18 protein-coding genes are annotated in these 15,315 nt (G+C 59.2%); 9 read left to right on the top strand and 9 right to left on the bottom strand.

All coding sequences use genetic code 11. The annotated features are described in order from the left end of the window. Nucleotides 1-108 precede the first annotated feature (108 nt). Nucleotides 109-519, top strand: coding sequence for an alternative ribosome rescue aminoacyl-tRNA hydrolase ArfB (gene arfB / locus NDJ10_RS09790; protein WP_296161634.1), 411 nt, complete (start codon nucleotides 109-111; stop codon nucleotides 517-519). A 31-nt stretch (nucleotides 520-550) separates the two neighbouring features. After that, complete coding sequence (gene ylqF / locus NDJ10_RS09785) at nucleotides 551-1,504, top strand: ribosome biogenesis GTPase YlqF (protein ID WP_296161632.1); 954 nt, start codon at nucleotides 551-553, stop codon at nucleotides 1,502-1,504. Here the strand turns inward: ylqF and NDJ10_RS09780 are convergent. Next, a complete protein-coding gene (locus NDJ10_RS09780) occupies nucleotides 1,479-1,775 on the bottom strand; it encodes a 2Fe-2S iron-sulfur cluster binding domain-containing protein (RefSeq protein WP_296161631.1) in 297 nt (98 codons plus the stop codon). The two genes, ylqF and NDJ10_RS09780, sit on opposite strands and share 26 nt — an antisense overlap. A 20-nt stretch (nucleotides 1,776-1,795) precedes the next feature. On the opposite strand from NDJ10_RS09780, the gene NDJ10_RS09775 reads away from it, so the two are divergent. Beyond that, the gene (locus tag NDJ10_RS09775; protein WP_296161629.1) at nucleotides 1,796-2,731 is read left to right on the top strand and encodes a DHHA1 domain-containing protein; all 936 of its coding nucleotides are present in this window, start codon (nucleotides 1,796-1,798) and stop codon (nucleotides 2,729-2,731) included. A gap of 208 nt (nucleotides 2,732-2,939) precedes the next feature. Here NDJ10_RS09775 and NDJ10_RS09770 read toward each other — a convergent pair whose 3' ends face one another. Beyond that, nucleotides 2,940-3,476 carry a phasin family protein gene (locus tag NDJ10_RS09770; protein WP_296161626.1) on the bottom strand — a complete coding sequence of 179 codons (537 nt, stop codon included), beginning with the start codon at nucleotides 3,474-3,476 and terminating at the stop codon, nucleotides 2,940-2,942. 192 nt (nucleotides 3,477-3,668) lie between these two features. Here NDJ10_RS09770 and NDJ10_RS09765 point away from each other — a divergent pair, with 192 nt between their 5' ends. The 6 genes from NDJ10_RS09765 to NDJ10_RS09740 all read left to right on the top strand — a co-directional run bounded on the left by NDJ10_RS09765 (nucleotide 3,669) and on the right by NDJ10_RS09740 (nucleotide 8,853). Continuing rightward, nucleotides 3,669-4,619: a histone deacetylase gene (locus NDJ10_RS09765; RefSeq protein ID WP_296161625.1), complete on the top strand. Its 951-nt coding sequence runs from the start codon at nucleotides 3,669-3,671 to the stop codon at nucleotides 4,617-4,619. A 112-nt stretch (nucleotides 4,620-4,731) separates the two neighbouring features. Next, nucleotides 4,732-5,544, top strand: coding sequence for a (Fe-S)-binding protein (locus tag NDJ10_RS09760; protein WP_296161670.1), 813 nt, complete (start codon nucleotides 4,732-4,734; stop codon nucleotides 5,542-5,544). Next, entirely contained in the window at nucleotides 5,541-6,263 is a 723-nt protein-coding gene (locus NDJ10_RS09755; protein ID WP_296161624.1) for an LUD domain-containing protein, read from the top strand. The genes NDJ10_RS09760 and NDJ10_RS09755 overlap by 4 nt, the downstream gene beginning before the upstream one ends. Next, nucleotides 6,260-7,699, top strand: a complete 1,440-nt coding sequence (locus NDJ10_RS09750) for a LutB/LldF family L-lactate oxidation iron-sulfur protein (RefSeq protein WP_296161623.1) — start codon at nucleotides 6,260-6,262, stop codon at nucleotides 7,697-7,699. Before NDJ10_RS09755 ends, NDJ10_RS09750 begins: the two co-directional genes overlap by 4 nt. Nucleotides 7,700-7,702: 3 nt before the next feature. After that, the gene (locus NDJ10_RS09745) at nucleotides 7,703-8,134 is read left to right on the top strand and encodes a thioesterase family protein (protein WP_296161620.1); all 432 of its coding nucleotides are present in this window, start codon (nucleotides 7,703-7,705) and stop codon (nucleotides 8,132-8,134) included. A 65-nt stretch (nucleotides 8,135-8,199) separates the two neighbouring features. Continuing rightward, entirely contained in the window at nucleotides 8,200-8,853 is a 654-nt protein-coding gene (locus tag NDJ10_RS09740; RefSeq protein WP_296161669.1) for a nitroreductase, read from the top strand. A 153-nt stretch (nucleotides 8,854-9,006) separates the two neighbouring features. On the opposite strand, the gene bamC is transcribed toward NDJ10_RS09740, so the two are convergent. From bamC to NDJ10_RS09705, 7 genes are all read right to left on the bottom strand, one after another. Then, nucleotides 9,007-10,089, bottom strand: coding sequence for an outer membrane protein assembly factor BamC (gene bamC, locus NDJ10_RS09735; protein ID WP_296161618.1), 1,083 nt, complete (start codon nucleotides 10,087-10,089; stop codon nucleotides 9,007-9,009). A 41-nt stretch (nucleotides 10,090-10,130) separates the two neighbouring features. Then, nucleotides 10,131-11,024 (bottom strand): 4-hydroxy-tetrahydrodipicolinate synthase, encoded by an 894-nt coding sequence (gene dapA, locus NDJ10_RS09730; RefSeq protein ID WP_296161617.1) that lies wholly within the window; start codon nucleotides 11,022-11,024, stop codon nucleotides 10,131-10,133. 26 nt (nucleotides 11,025-11,050) lie between these two features. Then, the gene (locus NDJ10_RS09725) at nucleotides 11,051-11,611 is read right to left on the bottom strand and encodes a class I SAM-dependent methyltransferase (RefSeq protein WP_296161615.1); all 561 of its coding nucleotides are present in this window, start codon (nucleotides 11,609-11,611) and stop codon (nucleotides 11,051-11,053) included. Between the two features lie 14 nt (nucleotides 11,612-11,625). Then, nucleotides 11,626-11,751: a hypothetical protein gene (locus NDJ10_RS09720; protein WP_296161612.1), complete on the bottom strand. Its 126-nt coding sequence runs from the start codon at nucleotides 11,749-11,751 to the stop codon at nucleotides 11,626-11,628. Between the two features lie 4 nt (nucleotides 11,752-11,755). Further along, a complete protein-coding gene (locus NDJ10_RS09715) occupies nucleotides 11,756-12,949 on the bottom strand; it encodes an MFS transporter (RefSeq protein ID WP_296161610.1) in 1,194 nt (397 codons plus the stop codon). Nucleotides 12,950-13,028: 79 nt separating this feature from the next. Next, on the bottom strand, nucleotides 13,029-14,177 hold the full coding sequence (locus NDJ10_RS09710; protein WP_296161609.1) for a branched-chain amino acid ABC transporter substrate-binding protein: 1,149 nt from the start codon (nucleotides 14,175-14,177) through the stop codon (nucleotides 13,029-13,031). Between the two features lie 108 nt (nucleotides 14,178-14,285). Continuing rightward, nucleotides 14,286-15,290 (bottom strand): diguanylate cyclase, encoded by a 1,005-nt coding sequence (locus NDJ10_RS09705; RefSeq protein WP_296161606.1) that lies wholly within the window; start codon nucleotides 15,288-15,290, stop codon nucleotides 14,286-14,288. Nucleotides 15,291-15,315 lie beyond the last annotated feature (25 nt).

The raw sequence follows: 15,315 nt of genomic DNA, 5'->3' as shown, positions 1-15,315 counted from the left end.
TGTCGCAGCGGTCCATGAGTCCAACGCCATCGCGGCGAGGGCGCCACTCCCACAGGAATCCCGATGCCTTTGTAGGAGGCCCGCTCTCGGGCCGATGGATGTCTGGCCATGACCGAGCCCCTGCACATACCAGAAGCTGAGGTTGAGCTCAGCGCCATCCGGGCGCAGGGCGCGGGCGGCCAGAACGTCAACAAGGTGTCCAGCGCAATCCATTTGCGCTTCGACATTGCTGCATCAAGCCTGCCCGACGATGTCAAGGAGCGTTTGCTGGCGCTGCATGACAGCCGCATTACCAAGGACGGCATTCTGGTGCTCAAGGCGCAACAGCACCGCACGCAGGAGATGAACCGCTTTGACGCCTTGCTTCGCCTGCACGAACTGGTCAACAGTGTGTCGCAGCCGCCCAAAGCGCGCAAACCCACCAAACCAACACGGGCTTCGGTCAAGCGGGTGCGCCAGGCCAAGACAGAGCGCTCTCAGGTCAAGGCCACGCGTGCCCGGGTACAGCATGAGCATTGATGGACTAAGGTTCGAACCGGATTGATAAAACATGGCAATTCAATGGTTTCCCGGCCACATGCACCTGACGCAAAAGGCGATTGCCGAACGCATCAAAAACATTGATGTGGTGATCGAATTGCTCGATGCCCGCCTGCCTGGCTCCAGCGCCAACCCGATGCTGGCCGAATTGACGCAGGGCAAGCCGACACTCAAGGTACTGAACAAGCAGGACCTGGCCGACCCGGTGCGAACGGCGCAGTGGCTGGCGCATTACAACAGCCAGAGCGGCACCCGTGCCATGGGCCTGGATGCCAGCATGGCGGCACCCGCCAAGGCGCTCATCAAGGCCTGTTTTGAGCTGGCGCCCAACCGTGGTGGCATGGTCAAGCCGATGCGCGTGCTGATCTGCGGCATTCCGAATGTTGGCAAATCGACCCTGATCAATACGCTTACCGCCAAGCGTGCTGCCAAAACCGGTGACGAGGCAGGCATCACCAAGATGGAGCAGCGCATCAGCCTGGCCGACGACTTTTATCTGTACGACACGCCGGGCATGCTGTGGCCGCGCATCATTGTGGCCAAGAGCGGCTACAACCTGGCCGCCAGCGGCGCCATTGGCCGCAACGCCTTCAATGAAGAAGAAGTGGCGTTGGAGTTGCTGGATTACTTGAAAACGCATTACCCGGCGCTGCTGGAGGCCCGCTTCAAGCTCGCAGGCGTGGCCGCCATGACGGATGAAATATTGCTGGAAGCGATTGGTCGCCAGCGCGGCGCTTTGCAGGGCGGCAAAAAGGTGAATTTGCAAAAAGCCGCCGAGATCGCGATTTACGACTTTCGTTCAGGCGTGATCGGTCGCATGACGCTGGAAACGCCCGAGGAATTTGCCCAATGGCTGGCAGTGGGGAAGACGCTGGACGCCCAGCGCCAAGTGAAAAAGGATGCCATTGAGCTGGACCGAAAGATCCGCTTCAAGCAGATCAAAAACCCGCGTAATCCAGCCTGACGTCCGAGCAGGGGTAGGCCACACAGGGCAGCACGTAGCCGTCCTCTTTTTCTTCGGCACTCAAGCCCGGCCATTCGATCTCGTAGCGCACCTGGCCACTCTCCAGCTTGCTGAAACAAGTGCGGCAGGTGCCGTTGCGGCAGGAGCTTGGCCAGTCGATACCACCTTGTTCCATTGACATCAGCAGTGGTTGGTGCGACCAGGCGTCAAACTGTCGCGCGTCGGGCTCGGCAAAGCCAGTGAAAATCGTCGGGTTCTTGTCTACACTCATCGATTAATTATATTTAGCCAATGAAATCCATATTGCCACTGAGCTTGCTGGTCAAGCCCGACCCAAACGACCCCAAGCCCCTCATCATCTACCATGGCCATACCTGCCCGGATGGCTTTGCGGCAGCGCTGGCGGCCTGGACGTATTACCAGGGCAAAGCCGAATTTTTGGCCCTGGACCATGGGGATGTCCGGTCGGTGGATGACTTGCCGGCGCTGGCCGGGCGCGCTGTGTACATCCTGGACTTTTCCTTTGGCGAACCGATTTTGCGCGCCATCGAAGAGCGTGCCGCCAAACTGGTCATGCTGGACCACCATCTGAGTGCGGCTGAAAAATTGACCGGTTTTGTTTGCCGCTGTGGTGTGGTGCATTTCGACATGAAGAAATCGGGTGCCCGACTGGCCTGGGAGTTTTTTCATCCAGCACATCCAGTGCCGGATCTGGTCCGGTTCGTCGAAGACCGTGACATCTGGGTCTGGCAATACCCTGAAAGCGCCAGTTTTCTGGCGGCCCTTGATATGGAACCGTTTGACTTCGCACGCTGGCAGCACATTGCACAAATGGATGCCGTGCAACTGGCGGCTTTTATCGAACGTGGCCACGCCATGGACGAAAAATTTACCAAACTGGCCGAATTGATCGCGGATGCGGCGAGCCCTGTGGTCTTCAACGGTGTTGCGGGCCTGATGGTCAATGCACCCGGGGTGTTTCACAGTCTGGTGGGTGATTTGCTGTGTCAGAAATCCGGCACCTTTGCCCTGCTCTGGAGTGTCGACAAAACAATGAGGGTCAAGTGCGGTCTGCGCTCCAGGTCTGATTTCAATTGCATCCCGCTGGCGGCCAGCATGGGAGGAGGCGGTCATGCCCAGGCCAGTGGTTTCAAAATACCAATGGATCGCCTGCCTGAATTGCTCGGTGGTACCCTGACGGGAACCATGACGGATGCACCGACCTGATCCGAACAAGGCAAAAAAAAGGGTTGATCTTGCGACCAACCCTTAAGGAGTCCCTGAACCTGAAGGTTTCGAAAGGACCCGAGGAGACAACTGTTAGAAAACTTTCGTTTTCAAGATACTTAATGATACCAAGCAAGTCAGGGTTTCCCCTTGGTTTTAATGTCAAATCCTTAAATTAATTTGATTTTTGACTTGCAGAACGCAAACATTAACGCTTTTTGGCAGCAGGCTTGGCAGTCGCAGTGGAAGCCACGGCATTGAAGTTGGCTTCGGCGACATCTGTGGCTTGCTTGACCGCTTTTTGCACGGACTCAAGGGCACTGGTCGCAGCAGCCACCGAATTCTTCATCACCGCCACGGCGGTTTCCGAGCCGGCAGGTGCGTTTTTGGCAGCCGCTTCAACCAGACCGGCAAATTGTTGCTGGGCTTCAGCAGCCTGGTTTTCAAAAGCCTTGGTGAATTCGCTGGAAGCGCCGGTGGCGATTTCGTACAGGTGACGGCTGTAGGCAGCGGTCTTTTCAGCCAGGGGTTGCAGCAGGCCGGATTGCAGTGCCAGCAATTCCTGGGCATCTTTGACGCTCAACATGGCCTTGGCGGCGTCACCGGTTTCAGCCAAAGCGGCTTTGGAGGCGCTCAGGTTGAGTTCGACAATCTTTTCCACGCCTTCAAAGGCTTTGGAAGTCAGGCCCAACAGGGTTTCAACGTTGGCTTTTTGTGAGGCCATCACTTGTTCTACGGTCAGCATATTCAATTCTCCAGAAGGTTAGTAAAAAAGTATCTGCGCCGAAACTGAGTGAGAACCCGGTCTATGTTGCAGTGCAGCATGGTTTGAATTATAGGGTTATCCCGAGTCAGCGCAAGTCTTTTTTGTTGCATCGCAGCAATTTAGAGACGCATTTCTATAAATTCAACTTTGTCATCAGGACAAAATAGAACGATGCAGGCTTTTTATTCAGACCATTTCGTCTTGCCCTTGCCGCCAGGGCACCGGTTCCCAATGGCCAAATACGCCATGCTGCGTGAATCCATCGCACAGCAGTTGCCTGATATAGCGCTGTTGGAGGCGCCCGCTGCCAGTGACGGTCAATTGGCCCTGGCGCACACGCCGGGCTACATCGAAAGTCTGGTGAGTGGCCAGATGAGTGCCGTAGCCATGCGCGAGATTGGTTTCCCCTGGAGTGAACTTATGGTGGAGCGGGCGCGGCGTTCGGTGGGGGCCACGGTCGCGGCGGTGCGCGCGGCACTGCAAACCGGTGTGGCCGCCAATCTGGCAGGGGGCACGCACCACGCTTACGCCGACAAGGGCGGTGGATTTTGTGTTTTCAATGATGTGGCGGTGGCTGCACGTCTGGCACAAGCAGAGTGGCAGCGGCAAAACCGCGGGCCCTTGAACGTGGCGGTGATCGACCTGGACGTTCATCAGGGCAATGGCACGGCGCACATTTTTCAAAGAGACGACAGCGTGTTCACGTTGTCACTGCATGGCGACAAGAATTTTCCGTTTCGCAAGGAGGCCAGTGACCTGGACGTGGCGCTTGCCGATGGTTGTGGCGATGCGGATTATCTGGTCGCACTGGAACAGGCGCTGCTTGAACTGAGCCAGCGCTTTGAGCCCCGGCTGGTGCTGTATCTGGCCGGCGCCGATCCCTACCAGGGTGACCGCCTGGGCCGCCTGGCTTTGACCGAGGACGGGTTGGAGGCGCGGGACCGGCGGGTGTTTGACTGGTGTCATGAACGCCGGATTCCGATTGCGTTCGTGATGGCGGGTGGCTATGGCCGACAGATTGAGGAGACCGTCCGGATTCAAAGCCGTACTTTCCGTCTGGGACTGTCCTATTCACAGTGCTGGCAGGACAAGCCAGGTCAACAGGTCGGTTTGGATTTTTGAAATTATTGAAAAGTCAGGCATGTGAATATCACAAGAACAAGACAGTCAAATGTTCCACAATCCAGCCATGCAGGCCAAACGTATGCAATAACGAGGAGACTGATCCATGGCGATGACCACTTTTGAAGCGCGAAGCTACCCGGAAAAACCGACCGATGTCTATCTGTTTGCCACCTGTCTGATTGACCAGTTCACGCCCGAGGCGGGGCTTGACACGGTGCGTTTGCTGGAACGCGAAGGCATCCGGGTGCACTATCTGGAGCAGCAGACCTGCTGCGGTCAGCCCGCCCACAGCAGCGGCTTTCCGGATGAGGCCCGCGCCGTGGCCTTGCAGCAATTGAACCTGTTTGTCGAGCCCTGGCCGGTGGTGATCCCGTCGGGCTCCTGCGGCGGCATGATCCGTAAGCATTACCCGCACCTGTTTGCCGACGATCCGGTGCTGCATGCCAAGGCTGTGGACCTGTCCGAGCGGGTCTATGAACTCAGTGAGTTCCTGGTCCATGTGGTCAATTTCAGCCAGCCCGACCTGGGCGCGCCGTGCACTGTTGCGCTGCACACCTCGTGCCATGCGCGCCGCGAGATGGGCGTGCACGAAACCAGCGTGGCGCTGCTCGACAGCCTGTCGCAGGTGAACGTGGTGGTGCAGGCGCGCATTGAGGAATGTTGCGGCTTTGGTGGCACCTTTGCCATGCGCTACCCCGACATTTCCGAGGCCATCGTCAGTGACAAGGTGGCTGCCATCCGCGATACCGGGGCGGCGTCGGTGGTCAGTGCCGACTGCGGCTGCCTGCTCAACATCACCGGCCGTGCCGCCAAGCAGGATGAGTTGGCGGGATTGCCGCAAGCCACGTTGCCGGGTGAACATCTGGCGAGCTTCCTGTGGCGCCGCACGACCACACAAACCACTTTGGGAGACGCCGCATGAACGCCAACCCCACGCCCACAGCGGCAGCAGAAGCCAAGGCGCGCAGCAGCATTTTTGCGCGCCTGCGTGCCCCGGCCACGCCAGCGCCGCTACCGCTGCCGGATGTCAGTGCCTGGTTTGCGGCGCACCAGCGCCACGAGAACAGCGCCCAGCGCGTCAGCCGCCTGCGCGCCGCGCTGGAAGCCGTCAAGACCGAGGTACATGACACCACGGCCGCCGGGTGGCCTGACCTCCTGTTGCGCCTGGTGGAGGCCAAAGGCTTGCGCAATCTGCTCATCGGCAGCGACACGCCGCATGGTGCCGAGCTGGAGGCACGCCAGCCTGCCAATCTGGAAATCAAGCGTTATGCCGAGTCCATCGATTCCTGGCGCGATGTGCTGTTTGACGAAGTGGATGCCTCGTTGACCTTGGCCAAAAGCGCCATTGCCGAAGTGGGCAGCCTGATCCTGTGGCCCACCCCGGCCGAACCCCGGTTGATGTCGCTGGTGCCCCCGGTGCACTTTGTGTTGCTGGATGTGGCCACCATCCATGCCGACTTTTATTCGGCCATGACCGACGAAGGCTGGAAGGACCGCCTGCCGACCAACGCGCTGCTGATTTGCGGCCCGTCCAAGACCGCCGACATCCAGCAAACACTGGCCTACGGCGCCCACGGCCCACGCGAACTGGTGGTGCTGCTGCGTCACGCCGACCCCGCCCAAACAGGAGCAGCCGCATGAGCCAGGTCATCAAAATCCATCCGATGGAAGATTTCAAGGAGCGCAGTCGCGACGTGCTCAACGATCCGGGTCAGCGCAAGAATTTTCGCGGTGCCATGGACTTCCTGCAGGCCAAACGCCGTGCCCAGTTCCCGGACCAGGACGAGTTGCAAGGTCTGCGCGAACTGGGTTCGCAGATTCGCCGCTACAGTTTGGCCAACCTGCCACGCTTGCTGGAGCAACTGGAAGCCAAACTCAGCGCCAACGGTATCCAGGTGCACTGGGCGCAGAACCCCGAGGAGGCCAACGCCATTGCCCTGGCCATTGCCAACCGGGTCAACGCCAAGCGCGTCATCAAGGGCAAGTCGATGGTCAGCGAAGAAGTGGGTTTCAACCACGCCCTGGAAGCGGCCGGCATCGAGGCGCTGGAATCCGACATGGGCGAGTACATCGTGCAGTTGGCTGGCGAGGCGCCGTCGCACATCATCATGCCGGCCATTCACAAGACCAAGCAGGCCATTGCCCAGCTCTTTGCCGAAGAAATTCCGGGCGTGGCCTACACCGAAGACGTCGATGCGCTGATCAGGATCGGCCGCAAGGTGCTGCGGCGCAAGTTTGCCGATGCCGACATTGGCCTCTCAGGGGTGAACTTTTGTGTGGCCGAAACCGGCACCCTGTGCCTGGTGGAGAACGAAGGCAACGGCCGCATGTGCACCACCGTACCCAAGGTGCACATTGCCATCACCGGTATTGAGAAAGTGGTGGAAAAGCTGGAGCATGTCCCGCCGCTGTACAGCCTGCTGTCGCGCTCGGCCACGGGTCAGGCGGTCACCACTTATTTCAACCTGATCAGCGGACCAAGAAAACCGGGTGAAAAAGACGGTCCCGAAGAAGTCCACCTGATCCTGCTCGACAACGGCCGCACCCAGGCCTATGCCGACGAAGAACTGCGCGAAACCCTCAAGTGCATTCGCTGCGGCGCCTGCATGAACCACTGTCCGGTGTATGCGCGCATTGGTGGCCATGCCTACGGCACCACTTACCCGGGACCGATCGGCGCCATCATCTCGCCGCACATGCTGGGTCTGGATGCCACCTACCCGCTGGCCTTTGCCTCCACCCTGTGCGGCGCCTGTGTCGAAGTGTGCCCGGTGAAGATACCGATCACCGACATCCTGGTGCGCCTGCGCAACGAATCGCAGGCCAAGCCTGACAGCGAAGAGGCCACGCTGCGTGGCAGCGGCGCCGGGCGTACCGTGGCCAGCAGCGCGGTCTGGAATGTCTGGGCGCAGGTGTATGGCCGCACCGGGCTGTACAAGCTGGCATCGTGGTTCATGAGCCGGGGTCGCGCCCTGTCGCCCACGGATCAGGGCGCTTGGACGCGCAGTCGCACGCCGCTGGTGCCCGCTCCCAGGCGTCTGCGTGACTTGCTCAAGGAAAAGGACCGAAAATCCTGACCCATGCACAAGCCACAACCTGAACCGCGCAGCGCCTACAAGGTGTTTCGTTCCATCAGCACCCGCTGGATGGACAACGATGCCTACGGGCACGTCAACAATGTCGTTTACTACAGCTGGTTTGACACGGCTGTGAACGCCTACTTGATCGAGCAGGGTGTGCTTGACGTCGAACAGGGCCAAACTATTGGGCTGGTGATTGAAACCCAGTGCAATTACTTCGAGCCGCTGGCGTTTCCACAAACCGTCGAGGCCGGCATTCGCGTGGCACGCCTGGGCAATTCCAGCGTGCGCTACGAGATAGGGCTGTTTGCGCAGGGTGCATTACTGACGGCCGCCAAGGGCCACTTCATCCATGTGTATGTGGACCGCCCAACGCGCCGGCCAACCCCCTTATCCCTTCCTCTGAAAACTGTTCTGGAGAAACTCGTTTGATTCCTGAAAAATTGCCTGATTCAGACCTCCACGTTGCCACCGTGGACACCGCCATCATTTCGCGCATGTCCACTCGCGCCTTTACCCAGCAGGCCGTCCCGCAGCAAACCCTGCACGACATCCTCCAGGTGGCGAGCCGGGCTCCGTCGGGCACCAACTGCCAGCCCTGGAAGGTCTATGTGTTGCAAGGCAATAGCCGCAACAGGCTGGTGGAAAAGGTCTGCGCCGCCCACGACGCGCTGCGTGCTGATCCGGCGCTGGCCGCCGAGTACCGCGAAGCCTATGACTATTACCCTGAAAAGTGGGTCAGCCCCTACATTGACCGGCGCCGCGAAAATGGCTGGGGCCTGTACAGCCTGCTCGGCATTGGCAAGGGGGACAAGGACAAAATGCATGCGCAGCACCAGCGCAACTACAGATTTTTTGACGCACCCGTGGGCCTGATGTTTACCATCGACAGTGTCATGGGGCGTGGCTCCTTGCTCGATTACGGCATGTTTTTGCAGAACATCATGGTGGCGGCGCGCGCCCGCGGCTTGCATACCTGCCCGCAGGCGGCGTGGAACGGCTATGCCAGCATCATTCTGCCGCACATTGGCGCGGGTGCCGATGAAATGCTGGTGTGCGGCATGGCGCTGGGCTATGCGGACGAGGCGACGGTCAACAGCTTTCACACCCCGCGCGTGGCGGTGTCAGGGTTCACCCACTGGCTGGACTGAATCAGAGATGTCATTGCGAACGCGCTAAAAATAACGTCAGCCCCTGTGGGAGCGGCGCCCTCGCCGCGATTGCACCCGAACTGTTTTTGGCCCGAGGGCGGGCCTCCTGCAAAGCCACGGACTGCTGGCTCGCAATGACAGTACTCTTTTGCGCTATTTGAGGTCGTCAGCCAGCACTTTCACGATGCGCTGTGCGTCAGCCGTCGCTGCTTGACTGCCATCCGCGTTTTGCACTGATACCGTGCTGATGTTGCCTTGGCTTTGCACCGAGATGGTGAATTTTTGCGGTGTACTGTCGGGCTTGGAAGAACCGAAGAGTTTGCCGAAGAAGCCCGGTTCGGTCTTGTCTGCGTTGGGCGCCACGTAACGCACAAAGTAAATACCTTTGCTGCGGTCACGGTCTTCCACGGTGAAATTGGTGCGGTCCAGCGCCAGACCCACCCGGCGCCAGGCGCGGTCAAATTCGTCATTCAGGCGCACCACAGGCTGGCCGTTGGCGGTGTCCATCCGGGCGCCGGTGCTGCCCGGCGCGGCGGCGACCAGGGCTTTGGACTGTACCTCGGAGATGCCAAGCTTGACCATCAGGCGGCGCAAAAACTCGGTTTCGAGCTCGGGGTCGGCGGCGCGGGGCTGCCACACGGTCTGGTCTTTGGCGGTGCTGCTATAGACCTCGATCATGCCGCGGTGGCTGATGAAGATATCGGTGCCGCCACTGACGTTGCGTTCCAGACGGGTGCGAAACTTGTCGCGTTCGCCGGTGGAATATAGCGAATCAAACACCTTGCCAATGGTGCTGCGGATGATGTCCTGTGGAATTTTGGCCCGGTTTTCTGCCCAGTCGGTTTCCATGATGCCCAGGTTGGCCTGGTCCATCACCAATAAGAAACCGTTTTCCAGCCAAAAATCTTTGACTGGCTCCCACAATTTGTCGGCCGGGCGGCTGATCACCAGCCAGCGCTGGGTGCCGGCGCGCTCAATGCGCACATCACCCAAGGATGTTGCCGCTGTCGGCGTGGTCTGGGTGGCAAGCTGGCCAATTTGAAAACTGGAAGCGGTGACTGCTGCGCCGGGGACGGCATAACGTGTTTCGCGCGACAACTGGGTCAGGTCAGGCGGCACTTCAAGTGTCGGCGCCTTGCCGGCACTTTTGTAGTCCACCTTGTCGGTCTCGAGCACCGAGCACGCGCCCAGTGTCAGTGTCAGGCCAAGGAGTGCAATTCTGGAAATAGGGTTCACAAAGGTTCCTTCGGATATCGGTTCAGTGGGGCAACCTGGCGTCAAATCAGGCCAACGTCGCGCAAGGCGGCTTCTACCACCGGCACGTAGGCGGGGGTCAGCTCTGTCATGGGCAAACGCAGCGTACCGCCACACAGGTTCATGCGTGCCACGGCCCACTTCACAGGGATCGGGTTGGCTTCGACAAACAGGTTTTTATGCAATGGCATCAATTTGAACTGAATTTCCATGGCGCGTTTGACATCACCGGCGAGGGCGGCCATGCACAACGCGTGCATCAGGCGCGGGGCCACATTGGCCGTGACGCTGATGTTGCCATGACCGCCGCACAGCATCAACGCTACTGCAGTGGGATCATCACCTGAATAAATGGCAAAGTGCTTGGGGACTTCGCGAATCAGCCATTGGGCACGGTCGATGTTGCCGGTGGCTTCCTTGATGCCCACGATACCGGGCACCTGGGTCAGGCGCAGCACGGTGTCGAGTGCCATGTCCGCGACCGTGCGCCCGGGCACGTTGTACAGCACCATGGGCAGGTCAACCGCTTCGGCAATGGTCTTGAAGTGCTGGTACTGGCCTTCCTGGGTGGGCTTGTTGTAGTAAGGCACCACCTGCAATTGGCAATCGGCGCCCACTTTCTTGGCGAACTTGGCCAGTTCAATGGCCTCCAGGGTGGAGTTGGAACCGCAGCCAGCCATGATGGGCACGCGCCCGGCGGCTTGTTCTACCGCCACACGGATGATTTCACGGTGTTCTTCCACGCTGACGGTGGGTGACTCGCCGGTGGTGCCAACCACACCGATGCAATCCGTTTCCTCGGCAATGTGCCAGTCGATCAGTTTGCGTAGCGCCGGGTAGTCCACGCTGCCGTCAGGGTGCATGGGGGTGACCAGGGCAACAATACTGCCGGTGAGAGTAGGCTTTGAATGTGACATCTTGTGCAGGTAAATAGATTAGCCGCTCATTCTAGCGAGAGTGGGTAACGCGTGGGTGGCCGCCCGTCTTCAGGGGCATGCGACTGCCTGAACGCCACAATGCGTTGCACAAAGCGCTCGGGATGCGGTAAAAAACCATCCTCAAACGCCACAATGCGCAGGCTTTGGCACAAGCGCAGCAATTCGCCGGTTTGCAGCAAGAAATCGGGCCGGGACGGTTTGCCTACGGCCTCATTCCCTTGTGCAAAGGTTTCATAAAGCAACAAGCCATCCGGTGCCAGGCTTTGCCGCAGCACCGGAAACAGCTCCCGCCACAGGTAATTGGTCACCAGCACCACGTCAAATTGCTGTGGCAGACCATTTTGGATCAGAGGCCAGGGCCCGTTTTCAATATCCGCCAGAACCGTGTTGCCATAGCGTCCGGCTTCCGTTAGCGCTTGCGCCGATCGGTCGATGCCGGTGCAGAAACAAGCCCGTTGGGCCAGCCATGCCATGTGGCGACCCGAGCCGCAGGCCACGTCCAGCACGCGCGCACCTGGGCTAATCAAATGCTGCCAACGTCGCACCCAGTCAGAGGGTTCGCTCACATGGTGTTCAGTCACTAAAAGCAACCCCACACCTGGTTGGCCAGCGTCATGACGAAATCGGGCCGGGTGTACATGGCAAACACCAACCCCAGCACCAGCAGCAGGCCGGTGTAGAGCAGGACTTTCTGAACCGGTTTCATGGCCTCATGCCCCCTGTGGCACGGGCGTGCGCACAATGGCGGCTTCCTTGATCGGTAGGTTGACCAGCGCTGCCAGCACGCCCAGAGCAATCGCGATGTACCAGACAATGTCGTAACTGCCGGTACGGTCAAACAGATAGCCGCCCAGCCAAACCCCCATGAACGAGCCGATCTGGTGGCTGAAAAATACAAAGCCGCCGAGCATCGACAGATGCGCCACGCCAAAAATCTGAGCCACGGTGGCGTTGGTTGGCGGCACGGTGGACAGCCACAGCAGGCCCATCACGGCCGAAAATACGTAAACGCTCATGGGTGACAGCGGCACCAGCAAAAAGATGCTGATGATGACAGCGCGTGAAAGGTAAATGAAGGCCAGGATGTTTTTCTTCTGCATGCGCTGGCCCAGCACGCCTGCCGCGTAAGTGCCAAACACATTGAACAGGCCAATCAGCGCCAGTGAGATGCTGGCCACGTTGGATGCAAGTCCCTGGTCTTTCAGGTAGCTCGGCATGTGCACGCCAATAAACACCACCTGGAAACCGCAGACAAAATAACCGGCCATCAGCAACTGGAAACTGCGGTATTGGAAGGCCTCGCGCAGCGCCTGCATGATGGATTGCTCGCGAAAATGCCCGGCGCCGCCCCTGAAACCCGGCTCGCGCAAGCCCCAGGCCAGTGGCATGATCAGCAACGCCGACAGCGCCAGCGCCACCAAAGCCTGCTGCCAGCCCAGGCTGTCAATCAGGAAACCTTCGGTCGGTACCATCAGGAACTGGCCAAAGGAGCCTGCCGCCGCTGCCACGCCCATGGCCCAGGAGCGCCTGCTGGCGCTGATGTTGCGCCCGATCACACCATAAATGATGGCGTAGGTGGTGCCCGCTTGCGCCATGCCAATCAGCACCCCGGCACTCAGCGACAGCATCAGCGCGGTGGTGGCATGGGCCATGCCCAGCAGCCCCAGGGCGTACAGCAGGGCACCGCCCACAATGACGCGAAAAGCGCCAAATCGGTCGGCCAGCATACCGGCAAAAATGCCGGTAAACCCCCACACCAGATTTTGAATGGCCAGGGCAAAGGCAAAGGTTTCACGGCTCCAGTTCAGGTCTTGCGTCATGGGTTGCAGCCACAGCCCAAAGCCGTGGCGGATGCCCATGGAGAGCGTGACAATGACGGCCCCGCACAGCAGGACCTGGTTCATGGAAAGTGTTTTGGCAGGATGCGACATGTCTGGAATATACCGAACTATGCCTACCCTGCACCCGCCAGGCCTTTAACCCTTAATGCTCTGCGCGCACGTTGTCCTTGTACGAGTACAGTGTCACGGCGGGTACGGTCAACTCGTTTTTCGGGGTGAAGGCGATGTTGGCGGTGATGCCCTTGAGCTTGGTTTTGCCGATGAACGGGGTGTAGACCGCGGGCTCGACGGATTGGGCGCGTTTCATGGCATCCACTAAAACGTAGGTGGCATCGTAGGCGTAGGGGCTGTAAATCTGGAACTGGCCAGGAAAACGGGCATCGTATTTTTTCTTCCAGGCCGCGCCGCCCTGCATTTTTTGCACGGAGGCACCGCCCGTGGCGCAGGTTACGCCCTTGAGTGCAGCCGCCTTGCTGGCAAGCTCTCCCAGTTTCTCGGTGCACATGCCGTCACCGCCAAAGAACTTGACATTGCTCAGGCCCAACTGGTCCATCTGGCGCAGCATGGGGCCGGCCTGGGAGTCGAGACCGCCGTAAAAGATGGCATCTGGTTTCTTGCTCTTGATATTGGTCAGGATGGCCATGAAATCGGTGGCCTTGTCCGTGGTGAACTCTTCGGCCAGGATCTGCATGCCCTTTTGTTTGGCGGTGGCCTTGAAGACATTGGCCAAGCCCTGGCCATAGGCTGTGCGGTCGTCAATGACGGCGACTGTTTTGAGTTTGAGTTTGTCGCTGGCATAGACGGCCAGCGCCGCACCCAGTGCGTTGTCGTCGGCAATCAGACGGAAGGTGGTGGCGTAGCCGCGCTTGGTCACGTCGGGGTTGGTCGCCGCAACGGTGATGTGGGGCAGGTCGCATTTGTTGTACACAGAAGAAGCCGGGATGGTGGTGCCCGACTGCAAGTGGCCGACCACGCCAGCCACTTTGGAGTCACACAGTTTTTGTGCCACTGCGGTTGCCTGACGCGGGTCGCCTGCATCATCCTCGGCCGCCAGTTCAAATTTGATTTTCTTGCCGCCAATGACAATGGCCTGGGTGTTCAGTTCGTCGATGGCCATGCGCACGCCGTTTTCTGTATCTTTGCCGATGTGGGCAATGCCACCCGAAGTCGGGCCGGCGTGTGCGATACGCACGGTTTGCACGTCCTGAGCATAGGCGAAGGCAGTGGCAAGCCCCAACACGGCAACAGTGGTGAGACGAAGTGAAACGGAATGGGTAGGAGTAAGTTTCATGGTCAAAGGTCCGGGGTTCAAATGAAAAACAAAGCAATATCGGGGTTTTCCCTGATGTGCCGATGTTACCCCGTGCTTGACTGATGCCATGCCAACGCACCTCGCGTTTCAGGCGTGTTCTGTGGGTTGATAAAACCGGATTGCATTGCGGCCGGCATTTTTGGCCTGGTACATCGCGGTATCGGCCCACTTCAGCAGGTCGCTCCCAGAGGCCTGCTGGCCGGCGAACATGACCACGCCCAAGCTGGCGGAGCAGCGGTATTCGATCTGGTGTTCGGCTTGGCCGTCCTGGCTGACGGCCAGATGGTAGGGTTGAGTGAGCGTGGCGCGAATTTTTTCGGCGATGATGGAAGCGCGTTTGATGGAGGTGGCCAGATCGACAAACAAGTCACTTAGCAGCACCACAAATTCGTCACCGCCGAAGCGTGACACGGTGTCAGTCTCACGCACACATTTTTTCAGTTGCTTGGCGACCTTGTACAACAGTGCATCACCCACCCCGTGGCCATGGGTGTCATTCACCCGTTTGAAATTGTCAAGATCCAGGAACATCAGGGCGCCGTAGTGGCTGCTGCGTTTGCTGGCCGCCAGGGCCTGGTTCAAGCGGTCACAGAGCAGGCGACGGTTGGGCAGGTTGGTGAGCGAGTCATAGAAGGCGAGTTGATGCACCTGTTCTTCCATCTGCTTGCGCTCGGTGGTGTCGCGTTGCACCGACACCCAGTGCGTAAACCAGCCTTGGTCATTGGCCACGGGGACAATCTCAAACTCGTTCCAGTAAGACGTTCCATCCTTGCGGTAATTCAGCAGTTCTGCGCGGACAGGCTGCCATTTGGAAAGCGCCTCGCGCACCCGGTCGAGCGTGGCGCGATCGGTATCTGGCCCTTGCAATATGCGCGGGGTGTTGCCGATCACCTCATCCGGGCGGTAGCCGTGGCGCTCATAAAAAATCTTGTTGACCCAGACGATTCGGGGGCCGGGATGATCGATGGGCTCCGCCTCGGTGATCACGATGGCATCGTTCATGTGCTCAATGCACACTTCAAGCAACCTGGGCAAGTTGGGGATGGAAGGGCTCAGTAGCATGTTGCTGTCGACGGTTATTTGTGTATTCATGAACGTGTGCTGCCAATTATGCGGC

Origin of the sequence: Rhodoferax sp. (genome assembly GCF_023700745.1) — a bacterium.
Lineage (GTDB): Bacteria > Pseudomonadota > Gammaproteobacteria > Burkholderiales > Burkholderiaceae_C > Rhodoferax.
This window is presented reverse-complemented; position numbering and strand designations above follow the sequence as displayed.